Source organism: Legionella hackeliae (assembly GCF_000953655.1).
GTDB lineage: Bacteria > Pseudomonadota > Gammaproteobacteria > Legionellales > Legionellaceae > Tatlockia > Tatlockia hackeliae.
This window is the reverse complement of sequence record NZ_LN681225.1, coordinates 2,381,148-2,405,689: the sequence shown is the minus strand read 5'-3', so window position 1 is coordinate 2,405,689 and position 24,542 is coordinate 2,381,148. Positions and strand designations below refer to the sequence as shown.

The window sequence follows — 24,542 nt, the reverse complement described above, 5'->3', positions numbered from 1 at the left end:
GTTGGCATTGACAAGCCAAGACTAGACAAAAGAGTTCGGTAATAATTTTTCATCATGATTCATTTGTACACACGTTGAATTTCTTGTGGCTAGTTTTTGATTATATAGAGAATTTTTTTGCCGTAAGCGTTTGAAATCGTTTCTAATTCATTTATTATCTCTTAGTTTGCAATATCTTTGGGATGCATTTTAACGTAAGGAGTGTCAAGAGTATGCAAAAACCCATGAAAACATTAGTCAGCGCAGCCGTTGTTGCGTTGATGGCGGGCACCGCCAATGCAGGGGGCTTTTCCCTTTATACAGAAAGCAATGGATCTGCCGTGGGCAACTTTGCTGCTGGTATCGCTGCCGAAGCTGCGGATGCATCAACTGGTTGGTATAACCCAGCAGGGCTTTCATTAATTCGTGAGCAACAAGTTTCATTTGGTGGTGTAGGTGTATTCCCTAAATCGGAATTAAGTGGAACTAGTACATTCTCAACAACAGGGATTCCTTTCCCTTATGTACAAACGTTTAATGATTTGGACGGTGCAAAAAATGCTCTTGTACCTTCCGTACACTATGCATTGCCATTGGGCGAGAGTGCAACTTTCGGTTTAAGCATTGTCTCTCCTTTTGGATTAAAAACCTTATGGAGTGAAAGAAGTGCGCTTCGTTATGCAGCTACTTTAAGTGAGCTTCAAACTATTAACGTTTCTCCCGAGATCGGTGGCAAGTTAACCGATAATTTTGCAGTTGGTGCCGGTATTGATCTTCAATACGCACGAGTTAAATTTAACCGTATGCTAGGTGCTCCTGCTTTATTGCAATTTTATAACCTTTTGGGTGTCCCTGTAACGCCTAACTTTTTGGACACAGAAAGCTATAACAAAGGGGATTCATTCGGAGTCGGTTTCCATGCCGGCGTAATGGCAATGTTTAATGATAACCATACACGCCTTGGTTTAAACTACCAATCTGAAATGAGACAAAAATTCCATGGCTTTAGCCGATTAAATGGACGATTAGCAACGCCTGGTCTTGATGTTACAGATCCGTTTTCTGTGCTTGCTGCTGACCCCAATGCACTGTTAAAGACCAATACTTTATCAAGTAACAATATCAGTTTCCCTGATATACTTACTTTAAGTGGTTATCACGATGTTAATGAAAAGCTTGCTCTTCTAGCCTCTGTAGTTTGGACTGGTTGGTCAACTATTCAGACTATCGAATTGGAAAATGCCGTTGCTTACGCACCACCATCAGCTACATTTGCCGGTGGTCAAGTGTTGGTAAATTCTATTTCAACTGAAAATTACAGTGATGCTTGGCGTTTTGCAATTGGTGCTAACTATCGTTTCAATGAGCAATGGATGCTACGTGTTGGTGGTGGTTATGATGAGACCCCAACTAACGACACCTATAGAAGTGTACGTATCCCTGATGCAAACCGTTGGGCTCTTTCTATCGGAGGTCATTATCAGTGGAGACCCAATATTGGTGTCGATGCAGGATATACTCATCTGTTTACAGCTGAAGATCCAGTTATCAATCGAACCGAAGTTGCTGGTACCAGTACTCTTCATGTTAGAGCTCGTGGTAATGCTTATGCTGACCTGGTGGGTGTTCAACTTAACTGGATTATCGATCAACCTGTTCCCGTTCCAACGAAGTAAATTAAAAAGCCACGCTACGCGTGGCTTTTTTTTCCCTAATTTTTGGTCAGCGTCGCTTCGCCTGGACCATTTACTGTCAAAGTATAGCCATTTCCACTGAGTCTGGTAGGGCTAATTTCACCAGTGTCAATATTCAAAGACACTGTCCCTAAATCGACTGGATTTGCAGTATCAGTAGCCATTTTTACAACAGCTTTACATATGTTTTTGTCAGTGTGACCGTAACAAGCCATTCTAACGACATACCAGGAAACTTTTCCATCACTGTTTGCTGCAGTTGGGTGTGGAGAGGGTTTACCCGCTACGTATGCATTAGACTCTACATCAGTCTTATTGTGTGTGACTAAATAGCTTGGGCTTGCTAAGGCTGTTGTTGCAGCTAAAGCCAAAGCAGAAATAGTCAAGCGTTTAAGTATTTGTTTCATATAAGTTTCACTCCATAATTATAAAAAGTTGGGATGAAGCCAGCAAAAAACGGAGTCCATTCCAACCGGCATTTACTATAGGGGAATGCCTGTTAAGAGACAACAGTTTCTACCTATTCTTCAATAATTTAGCGATATCTTTTGCAAAATAGGAAATAATTAAATCCGCTCCTGCGCGTTTAATGGCGAGTAAGCTCTCAAACATTCCTTGCTCTTCATTGATCAAACCTTGAGCTGCAGCATTTTTAAGCATCGAATATTCTCCGCTGACTTGGTAAGCACCTAATGGTATTTCAGGAAACTGTCGTTTAACTCTGAAGATAATATCCAGATAATTCATTGCCGGTTTAACCATCAGCATATCTGCACCTTCTGCTAAATCAAGTGCTGCCTCTCTTAATGCTTCATTACCATTAGCAGGGTTCATTTGATAGGTTTTTCTATCGCCAAACTGTGGGGCACCTTGAGCCGCTTCTCGAAAAGGCCCATAAAAACTTGAACTGTATTTTACAGCATAACTTAAAATAGCGGTGTCGGTAAAACCTGCTTCATCCAGGGCTTCACGAATTGCTTTTACCATTCCGTCGGTCATGCTACTGGGAGCTACCCAATTTGCGCCAGCTTCGGCATGGCTGACCGCTTGTTGAGCCAGAGATGCTAATGTTTTGTCATTATCAATTTGCTCGCCTTTCAAGATACCACAATGTCCGTGATCCGTATATTCGCAAAAGCAAACATCACTAATAATCAACATATCAGGATTCACGGCGCGTATTTTACGTATGGCTTGTTGAATGATGCCGTCGTTGTGCAAGGAGGCGCTGCCATGAGTATCTTTATGAGCAGGAATACCAAAGAGTAAAACTGCCGATATACCTAATTCAGAAAGTTCTTCTATCTCACCAGGTAAATTGTTTAAACTTAATTGAAACTGTCCCGGCATACTTTTAATTTCTTGCTTCTCGGTGAGACTCTCATTAATAAATAAAGGGGCGATAAATTGCGCTGTATGCAAATGTGTCTCTTGTACCATATTGCGTACGGTAGCTGTTTGACGTAATCGTTTTAGTCGTAAAGGGAGAGAATAGTTAGCCATAATTATTCCTTGCGATGTGTATAGAGTAAGTCGATACCACTACCAGTAAGACTGGAATTAACTTGAAGACTGAAAAATTTGTTAAGTAAATAAGTAAGGGTGACAACATTACTGTCAGTTTTTGCCAAACCGTAGTTATAACTGACATACAAGCGTTTGGATAGTGACTTGCCAACAACAACCGATGTTTTTTCAGTCATTTGATTACTTTTAACATCAAATTGTTGATTGCTTTCAACGTTAACATCCACGCCGAGTGTTTGCTTTAATTGTTCAACTAATTGCGTGCCATTTGCCCCGGAGCCTAAATTCATTGATGACATGGCTGCTAATAACAATTGACCTCCTGCTTTGTTAGCTTGGCTGACTGGTCTATCAAGTAAAATCATGGATAAAATGTCTGCTTGAGAGAGAGTGCTGGGGATAGAAAATAATTCAATTTTAGGGGATGTCAAACGACCTGTAACATCAATACCAACAGTGGTTTTTCTGCCAAAATTTGTATTTTGCAAATTAGACGGGTTGAAATCTAATAGTTGGTTTGAGCCTGAAAACATGGAGCCCGTATTCTTGACCCGCCGAATTGCACGAACTTGAATGCCTGGATTCAATCCGGAGCCCCGCGTAAAAATAAGTTGCCCTTGTTCAATCGTCAAATCTTGACCATAAGCTTGGTATTTTCCATCTTTAATAGCAAGTTCCCCTGTTGCATTCAGAGGCTCTTGAGGCAGTTGGTGTAAATGAATTGCCCCGGTTAAAAAACCTTTCAATCCTTTTACACTCAAAGAGACATCATCACCCATTTCCAAGCGCACATCTGTATTAATGTGTAAAGGATTGGCGGATTTTTCATTTCCTTCAAACACGACATCCTCCGAGAGACTAACGGAGTTTGTAAAGGATTGTGGCTTAATTTGCGCTTTAGGGATAACGACCGTACCTTTCACAGTAAGGGCATTAGGTGTCAACTCAAGAGTCAATTTAGGTGATATATTAACCAAATATTCAGGGGTATTAATTAATGTTAAATCATCGCCATCAAGATGAATCGCACCAGTGATGCGAGGATCGAAAGTACCTTGTCCATGCATGGTCAATTGCGTGTTATTGGTAATCAAAGAACCTTCTGTTTTCCAATGTTGATTTTGACTTTGGAGATTCATTTGAATGGTATGAAAATCAAGTCCAAAATTCGGTAAAGAAAGCTGACCTTTTTTTAAGTTAATTTTACCTTCAATGAATGGCTTAGTTAATGTGCCGGATGCCTTCAGTACTGCATTTAATTGTCCTTCAGATTTACTTATTTCTGAGCTTAAATTTTGAAGAAAACTCAAAGAATTTACATTTAATTGCAAATTGCCCGCGATTGCTTGCTTTGTTAGTCCATTTCTCTCAAATTGCAAATTGGGTAATTGAAATGCCATTGTTAAATTTTTGTCTTTATCAATGGTTAGCTTGCCATTTAGAACTAACTTTTTAGGCGTTAAATTAGCATTTATTTGTCCGCCTAAAAATTGCAAATTAGACGTGGTTTCCTCATCAAATCGATAATGTCCTGGTTGAATTGTTAAATGCATTTGTCCTGTCATAAAGTTAGACATAGATGCATTAACGACAATAGTAGTATCGAGTCCGGCTAAAGAAGGTGATAATAATTGAGGTTTAGGTAAAATGGCTTTCGCATCCCATTGATAAGGATAGTTGCCGTCAACCTCAAGTCGATTAGTGTCTAAATGAATTTGACCCTGCAGATGTTGATTTTTGTAGAGAAGGCTAGCCTGAAGAGGAGTATTAAAATAGCGTGCAGTTAAATGGGAATTTAGAGTGAGATTTATGAGGGAATCACCTTTAAAGTCTGCATTAAGATTAAAATCTTTTATTGCATAATCCGCGCTGTCTGAAAGGATAGATATCGCTTGCACATTCCCTTTAATTCTTGGATTAATGGATTCATCATAATTCAGATTAAAGTTGATGTTACCTTGAGCCATTTTGGCTTTTCCTGTTGCATTAATGCCTTTTGCCGAGGTACGAGCATGAAGAACAATTTCAGATTGCACTGGCGCGTCTAATGTTGAATCTAATTCAATATTTAGTTCGGGAACATGTCCTGCGATTTTAATTTGCCCGCTACTACTTTGAACTAAGGGTTGTTTGTCGAAAGGCCAAATAAAATTTTCCCATTGAGCTTGAGTATTTAATTCTTGTCCGTTTATAAAAGTACCATGCAAGGTCATGATCAAAGGTTTAAGCCCCTTACTTTGGGGCTTATCGGTTGGATTCAGAGGATAATTTCCTGAAGCGGAAAAGTTATGAATCGTTGATGCTAGAGCGGGATTTTTTAGTTCTCCTTCCCAGTGATAAAGAGAAAAGTCGCCTCCCATTTTTATAACGCCTTCTACAGGCTGGTTTTTAAATGTGTTTTTCAATTTGAATTCAGCTTTGAGGGCGTAAGGCATCATGACCTGATTCGTCCAATTCCCTTCGACATTAAGACCCAAGAAATCTAATTTTAATTGTGTAATTTGCCATTGCTTATTAGTAAATTGAGCGCGAAGTTTAAAATTCTTAACTTCATGATTTGTTTTAGCATGAATAAATTGCGCCTTGCCAATAAAGACATTCTGCAGAGATATAGCAAAGGGTAACTGTGGAAAAGCAAAAGTGCGGGGATGATTCTCTGTTTTTTGGGTGTGAATTGCGACTTGAGCTTGTTCACTAGTGAGTGTTTGGATGTCGAGCTTATGTTGCAAAAATTCAAAAATTCGCCATTTCAAATTAACATTTTTCAAGGTGATGTCAATTTCTGAGTCTTGATAATTTAGATAACCCACGGTGCAATTAGAAAGATATCCTTGTACGTGTTCAATTTTTAAGTTACCAGGTAAAAAATAATTGGCTAATTTGAAGGTTAAAGAAAGACCTGGCGTAGTTGTGATTAGGAATAGCAATATGCTCGCTAATAGTAAAAAGACCATGAGCAACTTAGAAACTACTGATTTAAATAATTTAACAAGGACACGCATTTATAAATCAGGACCCATATTAATGACGAGTCTTGGCTTCTGGTCGTTTCGATTAAAGTGACTATCCATTGGTTGAGCAACCCCTACTTTAATCGGTCCTACTGGAGATACCCACATTAAACCGATACCCGCATCATTTTTTAAAACCTTGGATATTGGCATGTAAACATCACCACTGTCAAAAAAAGCAACAAAATACCAATGATCGGCCGTTTCTTTTTGAATTTCAATTCCATTGAAGGTCAGAATTTTTCCTGGGCCAAGTGAATTGTAACTATAGCCTTTGAGATTGTCCGAGCCACCGAGTAAAAATGCTAAAGATAAAGGCATTTGATTGATGTCATTAATTTCAGTAATACCTTGAATAGAGTGGAAGTAAAAACGAGTTCGAATAGGTTCCAGGGTTAATGCTGCTTTGACATTGATAGAGGCTTGAGCAAAGCTCACATCGGATAAAATAGTTTTGCTGGCGCCTAATCCATTTATAGTGATGCTATATCCTGAAGGTGAAAAAAGTTTATCTTTCACATTCAACCAAGTAAAACTTGCTTTTGGGAATAAGGTATTTTTTTCTTCTCTGGGTTGATCAGTATAAGTGTAGCGTTCGTATAAACCATTTAAAGACAAGCCACGCTGAAATCGAGAGGTTGTATGTTGCTGGGCAATCGATGTTAAGACTGAATTACTCGCTCCACTATCGTAATCTAAATGCGCAAGATTGGCTGTAATGTTGTATTGGTCGGTAACGGGATTAGTACCTGGGATGACATATTGAGCCTGTAGTGCATTTTCTTTAAATGAACCAAGGGCGGCGGCATTAAATTTATGCCCTGCTGGATTAACGGGTACCACATTATAACCAAGTCGACCGCGTATGCCTGTATCTGTTCCAAAGCCAAGACCTAGTGAATAACTAAATCTTTCAACGGCTTGTAAGTGAACATCCACGGGAATATGACGGGAATTATCCAATTGCGGTTTAATGGATACATTTTTGAAATAACTACTAAATGCCAATTGATTATTTAACGCGAGAATCTGATCAGTCGAGTAGGGTTGGCCATAGTCAAAGGGTATATAACGTTTTAATAAGTCAGGTGAAATATAGGTGGGGTCGAACCGAACCTGGCCAAAATAAAATTGAGGACCGGTATCGAGAATTAAATTTATGGAGGCTGTATTATCATGATGAATAAGAATTTCCGATTTTTCGAAGGTTGCTCGCATGAATCCCTGATGCTCAGCAGCATTTAACAAATTCTGTTTGAGTTCCTCATATTTGACTGTATTTAGCGCATCACCCTGCTTGAGCGGTAAGGGTTCCAGTACATGTTTAATTACACTATTGTTTGAACCTTCGCCTTTAATTTCAATGTGTACACTGGTAATTACAATTGGCTCTCCAGGTAGAATGGCAATTCGTAATGGGTGGCGACTTAAAATAGTAATTTGCGGTTTAAAATAGCCGTAAGGTTCCATGGCTTTAGTAATTTGTAGACTCAGCTCTTCATCGGATAAGTTGTTGAGTGGTTTGTCTTTTAATAATTCTGTAAGTCTGGCCTCGATATTTGCTGCAATTTTTTTCTTTACCCCAGTGATTTGAATAGTTGTTGTTGCCGCCAGTAATAAAAATAAGCTAACTATGACCACAAAAAAGCGCAGAGTCCTTTTGATGCTTACTCTTAAGTTACTTCGATTCATACAACTACCCGTCAACCTGACTGGTTTCTAATTCTTTCAGACGATAAATCAGATCCAATGCTTCTCTGGGTGATAAATTGTCAACGTCAACAGCAGCCAATTTTTTAAGAGCTGGAGAGAGTGACTGGCTTTTTGCGATTGGCTCTGCTAAAGAGGGATGTTGTTGCTGTAAGCGATTTAATTGTTCCGATGCAATTAATAAAACTTCTTTGGGAATACCAGCAAGTTGAGCAACTTCCAAGCCATAGCTACGATTCGTTGCGCCCTCTTCGACTCGATATAAAAATACAATCTTGCCGCCAGTGAGTGTGGCTTGCAAATGAATATTCTTTATACAATTAAATTGTGCCGGTAAATTGGTCAGTTCAAAATAATGTGTGGAAAATAGAGTATAGGCTTTAATGGTATTCGCTAGATAAGCACAAGTTGCATAAGCTAGGGACATTCCATCATAGGTACTCGTACCTCGACCTATCTCATCGATTAAGACTAAACTTTTCTCCGTAGCTTGACGCAAAATTTGAGCCGTTTCTGTCATTTCTACCATAAATGTAGAGCGACCAGATGCAAGATCATCGCTCGCACCTATGCGGGTAAATATTTTATCAATCGGACCTATGCGGGCCTGTGTGGCTGGAACATAACTTCCAATATGTGCCAACAATACTATCAAAGCACTCTGGCGCATGTAAGTTGATTTGCCGCCCATGTTCGGGCCGGTAATTAAAAGTATATTTTGTGTTCTATCCAGGTGGAGATCATTGGCAATAAATTGTTCTTGCAAGACCTGCTCTACCACGGGATGACGTCCTGCTTCAATATAAATACCTGGTGTTGATAGCAACTGTGGGCAAGTCCAATTTAACGCTTGAGCGCGCCTTGCAAAGGTTGATAATACATCCAATTCAGCAATTGCATGCGCCAAGTGAGTAAGAGGGGTAATCACCTGTAAAAGCTCTTCGAGTAAATTGTCATAAAGCCATTTTTCTCGTGCTAAGGCCTTCACTTGTGCGGACAGAACTTTTTCTTCAAACACTTTTAATTCGGGGGTAATGTAGCGCTCTACATTTTTTAATGTTTGTTTGCGTTGATAATTGGCAGGCGCTTTTTCGGCTTGAGCACGAGATAATTCAATGTAGTAACCTTGTACACGATTATAGCCAAATTTTAGCGAAGATAACCCTGAGCGTTGTTTTTCAAAAGTTTCGAGTTCAATAAGTTTATCAGTCGCATTATTATTAAGAGCTCTTAACTCATCCAGCTCTTCATCGAAGCCAGAGGCTATAACACCACCGTCGCGAATTAGCATCGGTGGATTATCAATGAGTGCATCAACCAATAATGCATGCAAAGTAGGCTGAGGGACAAGCTTATGGGTGATATCTTTAATAAGAACGGAATGATTGGCATGAAGTATCGTATGAAATTCAGGCAAGAGTGCTAAGGTTTCCCGAAGTTGTACTAAATCACGTGGTCTGGCAGACTTTAAGGCAATACGTGAGACGATACGCTCAATATCGCAGATTTGCCGTAATAAAGAGTATAGTTGTTCATCCTGTTTTTTCTTGATGAGCTCGGAAACAGCGTGTTGTCTTTGTTCAATTCGCTCATATTGACTCAAAGGTCTGCCTAACCATCGCTTTAACAGCCGACTTCCCATAACGCATGCGGTGTTATCAAGTACAGCGAGAAGACTATTTTCACGGCCTCCCTGATAATTTTCAAACAACTCTAAATGTCTTTGAGTCGCTGCATCAAGCTGTAGATAATCCGCACTTTGTTCCAAAGTAATTTGGTTTAAATGAGGCAGTGCTTGTTTCTGAGTGGTTTGCAGATAGGTTAACAAACAACCTGCTGCTGAAAAGGCTACACCGTAATTTTTTTCGCCCAAACCACCCAAGTCACCAACCTCAAATTGCTGACGCAGCAGTTGTCGAGATTGTTGTGCTTCAAACTCCCAATCAGGGCGAATTTTAATCGTATATTTTTCACGAAGACCAGGGGGAGAAAAAGAAGACGCTAATAAGATTTCTGCAGGTTGTAAACGATTAATTTCGGCAATTAATTGTGCCTCATCATGAACTTGCAATATATGAAATCGCCCACCACTTAAGTCTACCCAAGCTAAACCGTAATGCTGTTTTTCTTTATGAATGGCCAATAGAATAGTATCGCGTTTGGCATCAAGTAGGGCGTCATCTGTCACTGTCCCAGGTGTAAGAATACGAGTAACTTGTCGTTCAACTGGGCCTTTGCTGGTAGCAGGATCACCTATTTGCTCGCAGATGGCAACCGACTCGCCTTTTTTTAAAAGTCGCGCCAGATAATTTTCAACCGCATGGTAAGGAACACCTGCCATGGGGATTGGTTTATCTGCGGATTGCCCACGATGTGTTAAGGTTAAATCAAGCAGAAGTGCTGCTCGCTTGGCATCTTCATAAAATAATTCATAAAAATCGCCCATTCGATAGAAGAGCAGCATCTCCGGATATTCTGATTTAATGCGCAAATATTGCTGCATCATAGGCGTATGTGTTACGGACATGGACATTCAAAAGCGATAAATTTGAAGAATTTTAGCAAATGCCATGAACCAAGTCAGTAAACTGCATATTTTAAAGTTGCCCCTAAAATTTTTCAGCGTGTTGCTTTTTAAAAAAAGCATGTCCACTTAACTAGAACTAACTTTACCGATGTTCATTTCAATGGGGTTGCAAACCGCCTTAAAGTGCGAAAAAAATAGTTTTAGCGAGTTAAAATTGAACGAATGAGAAATTTATTTGCATCAATATTTCGTAAGTCCTTCACTTAAGGCAAATTTTTGCTAGACTAATGAAGGGAGTTTAATAACCTAATGATCAACTACGGAGAATGATTATGAAACGTCTGGCTCTTCTAGCTGTAACCGCATTTCTAGCAGTAATACTGTCTGCTTGTGGTGAAAATGCGGAGAAAAAAGCTGAGAATAACGCTACAACTACTGTAGAGCACCAGGATCAAAACAAACCTGCAGATACTACTGGAACTACTGATACTTCTAAACCTGCTGATCAAACATCAGGTCAATAATTCCATGTCCTCCAACCCCGCAAATCGCGGGGTTTTTTTTTTACCTAACACAATAAAAAGGCATGCGTGATTTAAGAAAATTAGTCAGTAAACTAGCTAGTCATTTGCGAGCCTCGCATATGCAAATAGCTACTGCTGAATCATGTACGGGTGGGTTAATTGCAGGATTATTGACAGAATTGCCTGGCAGTTCTTATTGGTTCGAACGTGGTTTTGTGACCTATAGTAATCTGGCAAAAGAAGAGATGTTAGGTGTCAAATCAGAATTAATTCAATTACATGGTGCAGTGAGCGAATCGGTTGCAGAAGCCATGGCACTAGGTGCTCTGAAATATAGTATGGCCGATGTTTCCCTGGCAGTAACAGGTATTGCAGGTCCCGATGGGGGAACAGACAAAAAGCCTGTGGGTACAGTTTGCTTTGCATGGGCAATGCGTGAGTTACCTGCTATTTCAATACGATGCCATTTTGCTGATGAATCTCGAAAAAACGTAAGAAAATTAGCTTGCAAACGTGCTCTTGAGGGGATGTTGTCTTTATTAGAATCTCAGGCATCAGGAAAACCATAAACACTTCCTAAAAGTAATTCTTAATTTGGGTGCCGCTAAGTTTGCTGCAGGCCCATATCTGTGTGATAATTTGCCCTTTGCAAAAACGTGGGTGAAAAATGGAAGACAATAAACAAAAAGCATTAAGTGCGGCCCTCGCGCAAATTGAACGTCAATTTGGCAAGGGATCTGTGATGCGTATGGGCGATAATCAGGTGCGCGATATTGAAGCAATCTCAACAGGTTCTTTAGGTCTTGATATTGCCTTAGGTATCGGTGGCTTACCTCGAGGAAGAATTGTTGAAATTTATGGTCCTGAATCTTCAGGTAAAACAACGCTTACCTTGCAAGTTATTGCGGAATGTCAGAAAAAAGGCGGCACAGCTGCGTTTGTTGATGCTGAACACGCACTGGATCCAAGCTATGCTGCCAAACTCGGCGTTAATGTGGATGAATTACTGGTTTCCCAACCAGACACCGGCGAACAAGCTCTTGAAATTACCGATATGCTTGTTCGTTCTGCTGCGGTAGATGTCATTATCGTTGACTCTGTTGCTGCATTAACACCCAAAGCTGAGATTGAAGGCGAAATGGGTGATGCTCATGTGGGTCTCCAGGCGCGATTAATGTCTCAAGCCTTACGCAAATTAACTGCAAACATTAAGCGCTCCAATACATTAGTAATATTTATTAACCAAATTCGTATGAAAATTGGAGTGATGTTTGGGAACCCAGAAACGACTACTGGTGGTAATGCACTTAAATTCTATGCTTCTGTCCGCCTAGATATACGACGTGTAGGTTCAATTAAGAAAGGTGAAGAGATTTTAGGTAACGAAACTCGTGTTAAAGTCGTTAAAAATAAAGTTGCACCGCCCTTTAAAACAACCGACTTTGATATCCTCTATAATGAAGGTATCTCAAGGGAAAGTGAAATTATCAACTTAGGCACTCAGTTGGGTCTCATTGAGAAGTCAGGTGCCTGGTACAGCTATAATCAAGAGAAAATAGGACAAGGTAAAGACAATGTCCGTGTATACCTGAAAGAAAATCCACAAATTGCGCAAGTATTAGAGCAGAAAATTCGTGCTGAATTACTGGTAAAGAAATTGCCCGTTAATGCCGATATGGAAGAGGCAGTAGAGGGCATGGATGACTAAAGCCTTTGACTGTGCTGTGCGCCTGCTAGCCAGGCGCGAGCATGGTGCGCATGAGCTGGCTGGGAAATTGGCGCAAAAAGGGTATAGTCAGGAAGAAATTGATGAGGCAATAACTAAATGCCAGAATCTTGGTTTTCAAAATGATGGACGTTTTGTTGAGGTCGTCTGCGCTATACGTATTCGTCAAGGTTATGGGCCTTTGAAAATCCTGCAAGAGTTGCAAGCAAAACAAATTGCTCGTGAATTAATCGATAGCGCCCTTAAGCAGGAGCAAAATAATTGGCTTTGCCATGCGCAAGCTGTTTGGGATAAAAAATACAAAAAGCAACTTGAATTATCCTATGCAGAATTACAGAAAGGACAGCGTTTTCTATTATACCGCGGGTTTCCAGCTGAGATTATTGCAAGAGTTGTGAAAGAAATTGATGTTTACTAAAAGATAAGTGATGAATAATAAATCATGAAAAGTTCCGAAATTAGACAAGCATTTATTGATTATTTTGCTGAAAAAAATCACGAAGTTGTTGATTCAAGCTCCTTAATACCCGGAAATGATCCAACGTTGTTGTTTACCAATGCCGGTATGGTTCAATTTAAGGAGATTTTTCTTGGCTTGGAGACTCGTCCCTATACACGTGCAGTGAGTTCACAACGTTGTGTGCGAGCGGGTGGCAAACATAATGATTTGGAAAATGTTGGCTACACGGCAAGGCATCATACATTTTTTGAAATGCTTGGTAATTTCAGTTTTGGTGATTATTTCAAACGTGAAGCAATTCAATACGCCTGGGAATTTTTAACCAAAATCTTAAAATTACCCGCTGAGCGTCTCTGGGTTACAGTATATACCGATGATGATGAGGCTGCGGATATTTGGTTAAATGACATTGGCGTTTCTGATAAACGCTTTTCGCGTTGTGGTGAAAAAGATAATTTCTGGTCTATGGGAGATACAGGACCTTGTGGTCCATGTACGGAAATTTTTTATGATCACGGACCAGATATTGCCGGCGGACCTCCCGGTAGTCCAGATGCGGATGGTGATCGTTATATTGAAATTTGGAATTTGGTATTTATGCAATTTAACCGTGATAAAAATGGTCAATTGCATCCTTTACCCAAGCCCTCTGTTGATACAGGCATGGGACTTGAACGTATTGCAGCTGTTGTTCAGGGTGTACACAATAACTACGACATAGATAGTTTCCAACACCTAATCAATGCGCTTGTTAAACTTGCCCCAAGTATTGATCGAGGCCATGCTTCTTTAAAAGTAATTGCCGATCATATCCGTGCTTGTTCTTTTTTAATTGCTGATGGAGTAATACCAGGTAATGAAGGACGTGGTTATGTTTTACGTCGTATTATCCGTCGTGCTGTACGTCACGGTAACAAGCTTGGTTTACCTTCACCCTTCTTCTATAAATTGGTTCAACCCTTAATAGACGTAATGGGCGATGCCTATGCTGAACTCATTACTAATCGAGCGCAGATAGAGCGTATTCTAACGCAAGAAGAGAATCAATTTGCACGCACTCTTGAGCAGGGATTACGTCTATTACAAGAGCAAATTCAGAATTTAACGACGAATGAAATCCCAGGTGATATTGCTTTTAAGCTTTATGATACCTACGGATTCCCGTTAGATTTAACGGCTGACATTGCACGCGAACAAAAGCTCTCTGTTGATATGGATGGCTTTAATCAATGCATGCAACAACAGCGTCAACTGTCACAATCGGCAAGTCAATTTACTACAGATTATTCAACCTCTACTCAACTTACAGAATCTTCTGTGTTTCATGGTTATGAAACTATACAGCTTAAAGCCAATATAACAGGGATTATTCGTGACAACGTAAGAACTGAAAGTTTATCTGCCGGCGATAAAGGGGCAATCATTCTCGACAATACACCTTTTTATGCTGAAAGTGGGGGCCAGGTGGGCGATCGTGGCCAGTTGGTTGGTAAGCATGCAGTATTTCGTGTCGATGATACTCAACGTGTAGGACAAGCTATCATTCATTACGGTGAAATGTTAACGGGGGAATTGCATGTTGATTCAACAATTGATGCGCAAGTAGATGCGGTAAGACGACAGGCAATTCGATTAAATCATACAGCAACGCATTTATTACATGCTGCATTAAAAGCTATTGTTGGATCTCATGTTCAGCAAAAAGGTTCATTGGTGGATGCTGAAAGAGCACGTTTCGACTTCTCTCATTTTGAAGCATTGACCTCATACCAAATACGTCAGATAGAAACGCTAGTTAATGATAGAGTTCGCGCTAATGATCAAGTAGTTACTCAATTAATGGATATTGAGGCGGCAAAGAAGAGCGGGGCTGTCGCATTATTCGGTGAAAAATATAGCGATTCTGTGCGTGTACTCTCTATGGGCGAATTTTCAAAAGAATTATGTGGGGGTACTCATGCTTCCCATACGGGTGACATTGGCCTTTTTAAAATTATTGCCGAATATGGTATTGCCAGTGGCGTTAGACGTATTGAGCTTGTAACAGGAGCTTATGCGCTAGATTGGGTAAATCAACAATTAGACAACTTAGACGGGGTTGCAGCTAAGCTTAAAACTTCCGTAGCAAATGTGTCTGAAAAATTGTCACAATTTTTGCATGATGCTAAACAACAAGAAAAAGAATTGGTGCGGTTACAAGCAAAATTAACGGCACAATCAAGTTCTGACCTACTGTCGCAAGTAGAATCAGTAAATGGTATTAATTTGCTTGTTAAGCAATTGGATAGTAAGGATAGTCAAGCACTGAGGACAACTTTAGATCAGCTGAAATCTAGCTTGGATAATGCAGTCGTTGTGTTATTTGCTATTGATGAAGACAAGATGAATGTTGTTGCTGGGGTGAGTAAAAGTCTTTTAGGTCGAGTACCCAATGCGGCTGAATACATTAAGCTTTTGTGCGGCAAAGGTGGCGGCAGAGAAGATATGGCTCAAGGTGGGGGACGTGTTCCTGAAGATCTGGAAAAAAGGATTTCACAAATAAGAACAATGATCGTTGAGCACGCGGGTTAACAAGAATAAGACGGGGCGCTGAAATGGCATTATTAGTGCAAAAATTCGGGGGAACGTCACTAGCTACGCTCGAACACATCAATCATGCGGCTGATATAGTGGCAAAAGCAAAGCAGGCAGGACATAGCATAGTCGTTATTGTTTCTGCCATGAGTGGTGAAACAGATAAACTCATAGGGTTTGCCAATAATATCAGTGAATACCCTGATGAACGAGAATATGCGGCACTGGTATCGACTGGTGAGCAAGTATCGATGGCATTAATGGCTATGGCATTGATTAATCGAGGTGTTAGGGCGCGCTCTTATACAGGCAGCCAAGCCAGAATTCAAACCTGCAATCAGTTTAAAAAAGCACGCATCCAGGCAATTGATACCCAACCAATATTGAAAGATATTGAACAGGGGACCGTTGTGGTAATCGCTGGATTTCAGGGGGTTGATAAAGATGGCAATATTACCACATTAGGTCGCGGTGGTTCTGATACTACGGCAGTAGCCATTGCGGCTGCGTTAAATGCCGATGAGTGTCAAATTTATACCGATGTGGATGGGGTTTATACGACCGATCCTAGAGTTGTTCCAGATGCGAAGCGCCTAGAGCAGATTACTTTTGAAGAAATGCTTGAGTTATCCAGTTTGGGTGCAAAAGTGTTGCAAATTCGAGCTGTGGAGTTTGCTGGAAAATACAACATACCTCTGCGTGTACTGTCTTCCTCTCAGGAAGGACCAGGTACATTAATTACTTATCAACAAAAAAATAGTATGGAAGCTCCCCTGGTAACAGGCATTGCTTTTAGCCGTAATGAAGCGAAAGTTACCTTGTCAGGCGTTCCAGATGCTCCAGGCGTTGCTTCAGGTATTTTAGCGGAAATTAGTGCTATTGGTGTTAATGTCGACATGATTGTTCAACATTTATCGGCTCATGATAAAACCGATTTTACCTTTACTGTTCATCGTGATGAATATCAGAAAACATTAAAACAATTTCATCAAGTCGCTAAAAATTTAGGTGCTGATGATGTGATCGGTGTGACAAACATGGCTAAATTGTCATTAGTAGGTGCTGGGCTTAAAAGTCATCCTGAAATTGCGTCAATTATGTTTAAAACATTGGCAGCAAAAGGGATTAACATTCAGCTAATTGCTACATCAGAAATTAAAATCTCCGTGCTGATTGACACCATTCTTCTAGATGAAGGTGTAAGAGCACTTCATAGTGTTTTCCGTTTAGAAGGTGATGGTCGTGATGAATCCCGGGTAATTCCCATGACTGCAGAAACTGAAGTGGTCGCTGCCTTGGGGAATGTAAATACCTAACGGATTTCATACTGGGCATTCAAAATTCTTGCCGTTCTCTTAAATGCGAAAATGGCAAGAAATATACAATTCCTCAGAATATTCACAAGTGTAGGGTAAGAATGGTTAAGGAGAAACCATGAGTTTTCTAAGTGAGTTTAAACAATTTGCGATGCGAGGTAATGTGATGGACCTTGCTGTAGCAGTGGTTATTGGCGCTGCTTTTGGTAAAATTGTTTCCTCTTTAGTCGATGGAATTGTTATGCCTCTGATCGGTTTGCTGATGGGAGGGGTGGATATTACGGACAAAGCTATCAAAATTGGTGCTGCAGTTGTGAAATGGGGGGCCTTCTTACAAGCGATTATTGATTTTACTATCATTTCTTTTGCTATTTTTATTGCTATTAAATTTATTAATATGTTACAAAGCAAACGTGAAGAGGCTGCTGAAAAACTCACAAAAGAAGAAATGATTTTGATAGAAATCAGAGATTTATTGCGTGCAAGAGTAGATGACAAAAAAACAGAGATTTAAATAGTTCTTCTTATTTTCTAGCGCGTTAGTGACATGGGTTAGAGTTTTTGTCAAACACAACAGGAGTGTTCAAAATTTATACTGGGTAATTTTTGTTAAATATGATATTATTTGCGCAAAATTTAATTCTTGCTTTAGTTTTGCCATTAAATAAGTAAGTTTCAACCTGTAACATCCGATGAGAATTCCATTGATTAAAAGACCATTTATATTTGCATTACTTTTCTTAACTGCATTTTCTTGCTTTGCACAAAAAAGGGAAATTGCCATTACTATTGATGACTTGCCTTTTGTGGGGGAGAGCAAGAATTTTCATTTGAATATGATTATTGATACGCTCAAAGCCAATGAAGTCCCTGCGACAGGGTTTGTGATTGCTAAAGAAGTCACACCAGAAAATTTAAAAATGCTGCAAAAATTTCATGATGCTGGCTTGGGATTGGGCAATCATACTTATTCACACATCAATTTAAATCGTGTGAAAACAGAAGCGTATATTCATGAAATTGATGCCGCAGATAAAATTCTCTCCCCAGTTTTAACGGAACCTAAGTATTTTCGTTATCCTTATTTGGCGATGAGCCAGGGTGAAAAAAAAGAAAGAGTTCTTCATTTTCTGGGTGCTAAAAATTACCAAATCGCGCCTATTACTGTGGATAGTAAAGATTTTCTATTTAATCAAATTCTTTATGCAGTTCCTGAAAAAGAGCGACGTGGTTTCTTAAGTGCACTAAAAAAATGCTATATCGATTTTATTTGGCAGCAAACGCTAAAAGCTGAAGAACATAGTCGTCTGGCTCATAAACCAGAGCAAGCACAAATTTTATTAATCCATGCGAATTTGCTTAATGCTTATGTTTTACCCGATATCATTGAGCTTTATAAACAAAATGGTTTTAGCTTCATAAGCTTAGAAGAAGCATTAAAAACTTCGGGTGAAAATCCAGTAAAAGAATTAGCAGAAAACTCAAAGCCGGTGATTAAAAAGCCAAAACCTAGATTTTTTCATCAAAACCCTCAGCTTCATTCACAAGTAAAACCAAAACGAGAATGGGTTAATCCTGACAACATAGAAAATTACATGGAATGGGATTAAGACTACTCTATCTCTCCTCTGCCATGTTCGGGTTGTCATGAGTAGCAGGCAACCTGAATGATAAATCGCTCAAATACCACTTCCTATTCAAAAAGTCAGGCTATTTTCTACACACTGTTGGAATTTATTTTTGTTTTCTGATAAAACATTAAAGTTAAAAATAGTGCAATTTGGAAGGTTTTATGTTTCGTCCAACTATTCATGCAGAGGCTGGAGTAGAACAACAAAAGAATCCAACCGGCAATTTAGCCAATCTTAAAGTATTTGTTTTTCAGCCTGATAAAGAGTTTTATTCTTATCCTTTTGAAAAGAAATTACAAATCTTAGAGGAGAGAATTTATCTCGCAAAAAAGAGTTTGGGAGTAAATTGCGTAAAAACGGGAAAAACTGAAGCGACAACTACAGACAAGTCTGAATCTTTCTGGGCAAAGAAGAAAGCAGGGTTTTTTAAGAAAAAAACGCCCACCAAAGACATGTCTGGTCAATGGCAAGAGTCTTCTGCGCCCACGGCAATTTTTATAGCACCGGAATATTTGTTTAAAGATTTCTCGAAAATTTGTTTTGACCGCTACTATAGCCAGGAACAAAAAAAAGAATTTAAAAAAAAATTAGCTGAACTTTCGCTGGATACTAATATGCTGTTAGTTCCTGGAACAATTTGTTGGTTTAAAAAAACCGAGGATGAAAATTATTACCGCAATACCGCTTATTTTTTTTATCGAGGAGATATTCAAAAGTATAAGAAAAAATATCCTCATACCTGTTACGATTTTGATTATGCAAATGAGGGTTTTTTAAATCTAATGGATTTGCGTCGTCTTTACTTTAAAGCAAATATTAGCGATCCCTCGGTTAAAGATTTTGGTCTAAAAATCGGTGTTGAAATTTGCTATGACAGTGTACAGGGCTCCTTAGCGAGTTATATTCACGAAAATAATTCGCCGATTGATATGCAACTTATTATTGCTGATGGGGCAAAAGACCCTATTGTGGTACAACAAGATGGCATGTTTTTTATTAAAGTAGAGAGAAAAGCTTCAGACACCGAAATAGGTACTATTAAACTCCATGAGTCGGATAACAAATCTGTAAAACTTGAACCCGCGCTATCATTAGGCAGTATAGAAACAAGCGACTTAACCTGTTTTCAATTTAAATAGCTTTGACTTCTTCTTAACCATTTCGTTATTATGTGCAAAAAAAATAAAGAGATAACCTATATTATGTACGTAATGGCTATTTGTGCTCCTTTAGAATCTAATGTCAGTGAATTTGTTGAATTATTAAAAGAAAGACTAAAGAAACCGATAACTATTTTCAATGAGTCAGATTATCTAAAGAGTAAAATCATTGAACAGCCTAAGAAGGATATTGAAGAATCAGGTCCACAGGATGTTGAAATTAATTTTCAACAGCTTAAAAAGGATATTGAAGAAGAGGAAGGGGTTGTTCTGTTGATTGGTCATAATTTTTATAAAAAGGATGCTCTAAAAGAAAATTTAGGTAGTTGCTTAAGCTCGAAAATATTCTTTGAAGTGTCTCCTGAAAGTTGTCTTGCTAACTTTATGAGAAAGCAAAATCCCGAAGATGTAGATAAAGCTATTACTCATTACACCCAACAAATAAAGCCTGCCAACGATACAATTAATATCACTAAAAAATTCGCCAATCTAATAATTCCGGAACTAACAGATTATTCTGCAGTACTTGATATGATATGCTCAACGTTAGTAAAACATGTCGTAGAAAAGAATTATACGAGCCAGCGGCTTTTTTTTAGAGCCTCCTCCTATTAAATAATTGTGTTGGGTCATTATTTGACCCAACAGCTGATTAATCATTGTTTAGAAAGAATTACATTCCGTAAGAATCGACCCACTCTTCAATATCTTCATCTATTTTTTTAATATATTGACTCGTCTGCGATTGAACTAACTTTGAAAAAAATACAGTACTGGCTCGATTGTGTGATTCTGAATAAGTACTTCTCTCAAGAGTAGTTAGTTGCGTTTTTAGTTCTTTTAAACCGTTTTTTAGATAACTTAAAGATAAATTTCCGTCTGTAAAATGCTTATCCAGATCAACGATAGTATTTTTTACAATGTCTTGCCCCATCGATAAGCTAGTTAAAGAAGATTTTATACGGTTGTATTCCTCACAAATCTCGAGGTTTGCGTAAGTTTCGATAATATTTTGGTAATAAGGTTCATCTTCTTCAGGTTGCAATGTAATAGAGCAAATTCCTGGGGGCGGTTTAATTTCTTTCTGGGCAGTTATGCAAAAATATCTATGTTGCTTACTCTTTTTATCCTTACAAAAGGAATTAAAAATAGAAGGAAGAGACAGGCTTAAATCTTCATTATCGGATAGAAAACCGCGTTGCCCAACTATAATTCTTTGTTCTTCTAGTTCCCGACGTAATTGAATGTATTCTTTTTTGGTTCTCTTGGAAGTATCAATTAACCACACCTCGTCAAATAATTTTAAAGAGGTTATAAAAGAGCGATCATATCTTTTTTTTATTTCCTTTGGTGGTCGTAGTTCACTTTTACCTTCCTTGGATTTATCAACAACGTCTTGGGGTTGTGTTGTATTCGTTGAATAAAAATAATTGCTAATGAGTGCAAAAGTAGAGGTTATAAAACTAGTAAAGTAATTCTCTTGCTTGGGCAGTGTAACGTTCTCTTCTTTTAAAGGAGGGCTATTCGATGTTTCTACAATAGGTACTTGATTTTCGTCTAAGGTTTTCGCCTCATCCCTATAATGCAAATACTCACTGACAGGCAATAAAGCAATTTTTCGAAATGGTTTCGGCAAAAGATTAGACAATGAGTGTTGAACCTCTTCGAAAAAAGTAATGGTTTCTTCAGTCGATGGTCTATTCTCTGCATTAGGATTCGCCATGGTAGAAAAACAATAAGAATAAAGTTTTTGAAAAAGTGTGGGATCATTAATCGGCGATTTCTTGGGATCATTTAAATACAATAAGTAAAAAAAAGTTGCTCCAAGCGCATAAATATCTGATGCTTCGCTATATTTTCCTTTCTTTACGATTTCAGGCGCAGTGTATCCTTCTGTATATATTATTTTTTCTTTTGTAGTGTTTAAAAAAAATCGTTTTCTTCTAGATGCACCATAATCAATAATGGTTGCTTTATTTTCAGCAAAACTATAGAAAATATTCGATAGTTTAAGATCTTTATGTACTATGCCGTTTTTTTTGATTTGTTCATATTCTTTGAGGACCTGTAGAATGATTTCAATCCATTTATTAACAGACAAAACGTAATTACCAGTAAATAGGTCAGCTAATGAAGTACCTTCAGCAAGTGTCATTAAGAGATTGGCTTGTTGAGGCACCCACCAGGAAGAATTTCGATTGATCTGAAACTCGATAAAACTATTCTTTTTAGAAACATTGCGCTCAAGATAGCCTATCGCTAATTTTGCTTGTTGCAATATAAGGTATTCTCTCTGTTTTGGATCAGGGACTGTCAATTTCAATACAACCCAAATTCCAGTTTTAATATTTTGTGCTAGTTTCACATAACCGAATCCTCCTATGCCCAGATGCGCATCACGTTTAGCGCCATAATAGATGACGTAATAATCGTCATCTATAGCGATAATGTCGTAAGGGATGTTTAATTCACTTTTTTTAAATCTTTGGGCGAAGGGTGCTTTCTTTAAGGCTTTCCCTGAGGACTTTCTTTTGTGTTCAATATGTTGAATAGTTTGATTGGTTTGTTCGTCGGTTAATAATTTACCATCAGGCGTGAGGTCGTCTAGCTTAACTTTTCGTGGAGCAGAAGGAAGATCAATTTCATAGATTGAAAGTGTCATACAAAAAACTCCTGTATATTATTGGGTTAATTAAAGACACAACAAATGCAAATGAGTTCCTGGGGGAACATCAGTGCATAATTGTATTAGTCAGAGTACAGGATTTTTTGATGGCGGTGTGGGTTGCTTAGTTCTTAGTCTGTGCGAATGAAATTAGGATGATATATTTGAATGTTCTAGCCTTGTTGAAGACTAGAACAGATTGTCATCGCGTTAAATTGCTTACTCCTGTACCAACGGTTTTAACCACCGTAGTGCCTGTTCTAACAACATAACCAGTACCCGTTGCTACTCCTGTTCCAACTGTTTTTACTACTTTTGTACCGGTTGTTCCGACATAATTGACACCCGATCCTACGACTTCAGTTCCTGTATTGACTGCACTGCAACTGATTAGTCCTAAGGTCAGGAGGCTAAGCGCAAATACCATTAAAAGTTGCTTTCTCATTTCGTTCCCTCCCATTAAATCCTTAAAGCATGGTAGTAAAAATATAGTACAAAAAATGACCAATAGCCTTTGGTCAATACCAAACCCTCTTTTAATTGCTTCAGAATAAGCATCGATAATAAGGTTATTTTTACGGGGGAACTCAATAAATTTTGTTAATAGTAAGACCAGACATTCTGTCTTTATTCCTGCGGAATTACTTTTTGTTTAGTTCTTTTTTCTGAGAGAAAAATCGCAAAAAATATCAATAAAGCGCCAATGAAAAACTGGATAGTTAATTGCTCATGTAAATAAATTGCGGCAGTTATTGTGGCAAATACAGGTTCAAGAGAAAAAATAATTGCTGCCTTAGTAGAGCTAACATACTTTTGAAATTGAAGTTGCAGCAAAAAAGCAAAAATTGAAGCAAAAATACTGCAAAATAAAATGGCAACCCACACATTAATTTTTGTAGGAATAGAAAGCTTTGTAGAAAATAAGCTGGCGATTCCAGCTAGAATACAAACAAAAATTGATTGAATGAACGTTAAAGAGAGTGGTTGGTGAAGCTGAGAAGCTTTACCTGCATTTATAATATAACCGGCAAAACAAAATGCACATAATAAAACCCAGAGATCACCTTGATTAACCGTAAATCCTTCTGAAAGCGTAATAAAACCAACACCAACCAAGGCAATTAAAGCGGCACTAATTACATAAATGGAGGGCCACTGTTTCTTAAGGAAGGACTCGAAAAGGGCAACTAATATTACTGATAGTCCCGTGATAAAACTGGCAGTCGAGGCAGAGGTGTAGCGTAGGCCGATAGTTTGGAATATCACTGTACCGGCCAGGAAAAGACCTAAAAAGGTGCCATGATATAGCGTTTGCGGATTGAATTGTATTTTTTTCCAAAAAATAAGAAATAATAAGAAGCTAGCGATACCGAAACGCCAAAATAAAAAATTAAATGGTGCTAATGTTGCAACCGCATCCTTAATAAATGCAAAGGTCATTCCCCAGAACATGGTGGCTAACAAAATTGCTCCAGCCCCCACAATAGATTTATTTTTATTCATTATATTTAATACTCTTTTGTATGCCCTGAAAGAGCTAATCGTTATAAAAAATCCGTTTAAATTCCATTTTTATATTCTTCAATTAAACATAGAAGAATACTTTAGCCAATCACATATGCACAAATAATCTGCGCGTTAAAAATTTAAATAAGTTAATTATACCATCAGCCTTTTAAGAACTAGTACACTTGCCTCTTCTCAATTTCAACTGACATAATCAAAGGAGTCGAGCAATAAGGCATTGTTATTATTTAACAAATTGGATGATAACTCATTCCCTCTGAATGTTTAAATTTGTACTACACTAATAAGGAAGCTACTGTTAGGGAATATCATGAGCGACCTATTAAATTTGTTGGCCCTTATTATTGTCTTTGGGATAGCTTTATGGCTGGTCAATGTACTAATACCGATGCCTTCAGCCATTAAGACGCTGCTCAATCTTGTAGTTTTAATTATTTTAATTATTTATGTTCTGCAATTTTTTGGCATAATCCATCCCGTGCTGCCGCCTATAAGGCTTTTCCGTTAAGCA

General features: G+C 38.5%; 20 protein-coding genes. 12 read left to right on the top strand and 8 right to left on the bottom strand.

Annotation, left to right across the window (positions count from 1 at the left end):
- Positions 1–212 precede the first annotated feature (212 nt).
- Positions 213–1,655, top strand: coding sequence for an OmpP1/FadL family transporter (locus LHA_RS10650; RefSeq protein WP_082060336.1), 1,443 nt, complete (start codon positions 213–215; stop codon positions 1,653–1,655).
- Between the two features lie 35 nt (positions 1,656–1,690).
- Here the strand turns inward: LHA_RS10650 and LHA_RS10645 are convergent, their stop codons facing one another.
- The 5 genes from LHA_RS10645 to mutS form a co-directional block, all read right to left on the bottom strand.
- Complete coding sequence (locus LHA_RS10645) at positions 1,691–2,080, bottom strand: hypothetical protein (protein WP_045106528.1); 390 nt, start codon at positions 2,078–2,080, stop codon at positions 1,691–1,693.
- 109 nt (positions 2,081–2,189) lie between these two features.
- The gene (hemB, locus tag LHA_RS10640) at positions 2,190–3,176 is read right to left on the bottom strand and encodes a porphobilinogen synthase (RefSeq protein ID WP_045106527.1); all 987 of its coding nucleotides are present in this window, start codon (positions 3,174–3,176) and stop codon (positions 2,190–2,192) included.
- Positions 3,177–3,178: 2 nt separating this feature from the next.
- The gene (locus tag LHA_RS16115; RefSeq protein WP_231861903.1) at positions 3,179–6,127 is read right to left on the bottom strand and encodes a translocation/assembly module TamB domain-containing protein; all 2,949 of its coding nucleotides are present in this window, start codon (positions 6,125–6,127) and stop codon (positions 3,179–3,181) included.
- Positions 6,128–6,202: 75 nt separating this feature from the next.
- Complete coding sequence (locus tag LHA_RS10630) at positions 6,203–7,903, bottom strand: autotransporter assembly complex protein TamA (protein ID WP_045106526.1); 1,701 nt, start codon at positions 7,901–7,903, stop codon at positions 6,203–6,205.
- Between the two features lie 4 nt (positions 7,904–7,907).
- Positions 7,908–10,448, bottom strand: coding sequence for a DNA mismatch repair protein MutS (gene mutS / locus LHA_RS10625; protein WP_045106525.1), 2,541 nt, complete (start codon positions 10,446–10,448; stop codon positions 7,908–7,910).
- Between the two features lie 332 nt (positions 10,449–10,780).
- On the opposite strand from mutS, the gene LHA_RS10620 reads away from it, so the two are divergent.
- From LHA_RS10620 to LHA_RS10575, 10 genes are all read left to right on the top strand, one after another.
- Positions 10,781–10,972, top strand: coding sequence for a hypothetical protein (locus tag LHA_RS10620; RefSeq protein WP_058393135.1), 192 nt, complete (start codon positions 10,781–10,783; stop codon positions 10,970–10,972).
- A 62-nt stretch (positions 10,973–11,034) separates the two neighbouring features.
- The gene (locus tag LHA_RS10615) at positions 11,035–11,541 is read left to right on the top strand and encodes a CinA family protein (protein ID WP_045106523.1); all 507 of its coding nucleotides are present in this window, start codon (positions 11,035–11,037) and stop codon (positions 11,539–11,541) included.
- A 98-nt stretch (positions 11,542–11,639) separates the two neighbouring features.
- Positions 11,640–12,680, top strand: a complete 1,041-nt coding sequence (gene recA, locus LHA_RS10610; protein ID WP_045106522.1) for a recombinase RecA — start codon at positions 11,640–11,642, stop codon at positions 12,678–12,680.
- Entirely contained in the window at positions 12,673–13,116 is a 444-nt protein-coding gene (gene recX / locus LHA_RS10605; RefSeq protein WP_045106521.1) for a recombination regulator RecX, read from the top strand. The genes recA and recX overlap by 8 nt, the downstream gene beginning before the upstream one ends.
- 24 nt (positions 13,117–13,140) lie before the next feature.
- Entirely contained in the window at positions 13,141–15,729 is a 2,589-nt protein-coding gene (gene alaS / locus LHA_RS10600; protein ID WP_045106520.1) for an alanine--tRNA ligase, read from the top strand.
- 23 nt (positions 15,730–15,752) lie between these two features.
- Positions 15,753–17,048, top strand: a complete 1,296-nt coding sequence (locus tag LHA_RS10595; RefSeq protein ID WP_065238323.1) for an aspartate kinase — start codon at positions 15,753–15,755, stop codon at positions 17,046–17,048.
- 118 nt (positions 17,049–17,166) lie between these two features.
- Positions 17,167–17,562: a large-conductance mechanosensitive channel protein MscL gene (gene mscL, locus LHA_RS10590; RefSeq protein ID WP_045106519.1), complete on the top strand. Its 396-nt coding sequence runs from the start codon at positions 17,167–17,169 to the stop codon at positions 17,560–17,562.
- A gap of 178 nt (positions 17,563–17,740) precedes the next feature.
- Entirely contained in the window at positions 17,741–18,658 is a 918-nt protein-coding gene (locus tag LHA_RS10585) for a polysaccharide deacetylase family protein (protein ID WP_045106518.1), read from the top strand.
- A 182-nt stretch (positions 18,659–18,840) separates the two neighbouring features.
- Positions 18,841–19,818, top strand: coding sequence for a carbon-nitrogen hydrolase family protein (locus tag LHA_RS10580; RefSeq protein WP_045106517.1), 978 nt, complete (start codon positions 18,841–18,843; stop codon positions 19,816–19,818).
- Between the two features lie 30 nt (positions 19,819–19,848).
- Positions 19,849–20,454: a nucleoside/nucleotide kinase family protein gene (locus LHA_RS10575; RefSeq protein ID WP_193392395.1), complete on the top strand. Its 606-nt coding sequence runs from the start codon at positions 19,849–19,851 to the stop codon at positions 20,452–20,454.
- A 58-nt stretch (positions 20,455–20,512) separates the two neighbouring features.
- On the opposite strand, the gene LHA_RS10570 is transcribed toward LHA_RS10575, so the two are convergent.
- From LHA_RS10570 to LHA_RS10560, 3 genes are all read right to left on the bottom strand, one after another.
- Complete coding sequence (locus LHA_RS10570) at positions 20,513–22,501, bottom strand: protein kinase family protein (RefSeq protein ID WP_045106515.1); 1,989 nt, start codon at positions 22,499–22,501, stop codon at positions 20,513–20,515.
- A gap of 205 nt (positions 22,502–22,706) precedes the next feature.
- A complete protein-coding gene (locus LHA_RS10565) occupies positions 22,707–22,949 on the bottom strand; it encodes a hypothetical protein (RefSeq protein ID WP_147292347.1) in 243 nt (80 codons plus the stop codon).
- A 182-nt stretch (positions 22,950–23,131) separates the two neighbouring features.
- Positions 23,132–24,007, bottom strand: coding sequence for a DMT family transporter (locus LHA_RS10560; protein ID WP_045106513.1), 876 nt, complete (start codon positions 24,005–24,007; stop codon positions 23,132–23,134).
- A gap of 334 nt (positions 24,008–24,341) precedes the next feature.
- Between LHA_RS10560 and LHA_RS10555 the strand changes: the two genes are divergently transcribed.
- A complete protein-coding gene (locus LHA_RS10555) occupies positions 24,342–24,539 on the top strand; it encodes a Thivi_2564 family membrane protein (protein ID WP_045106512.1) in 198 nt (65 codons plus the stop codon).
- The last annotated feature ends 3 nt before the right edge of the window (positions 24,540–24,542 follow it).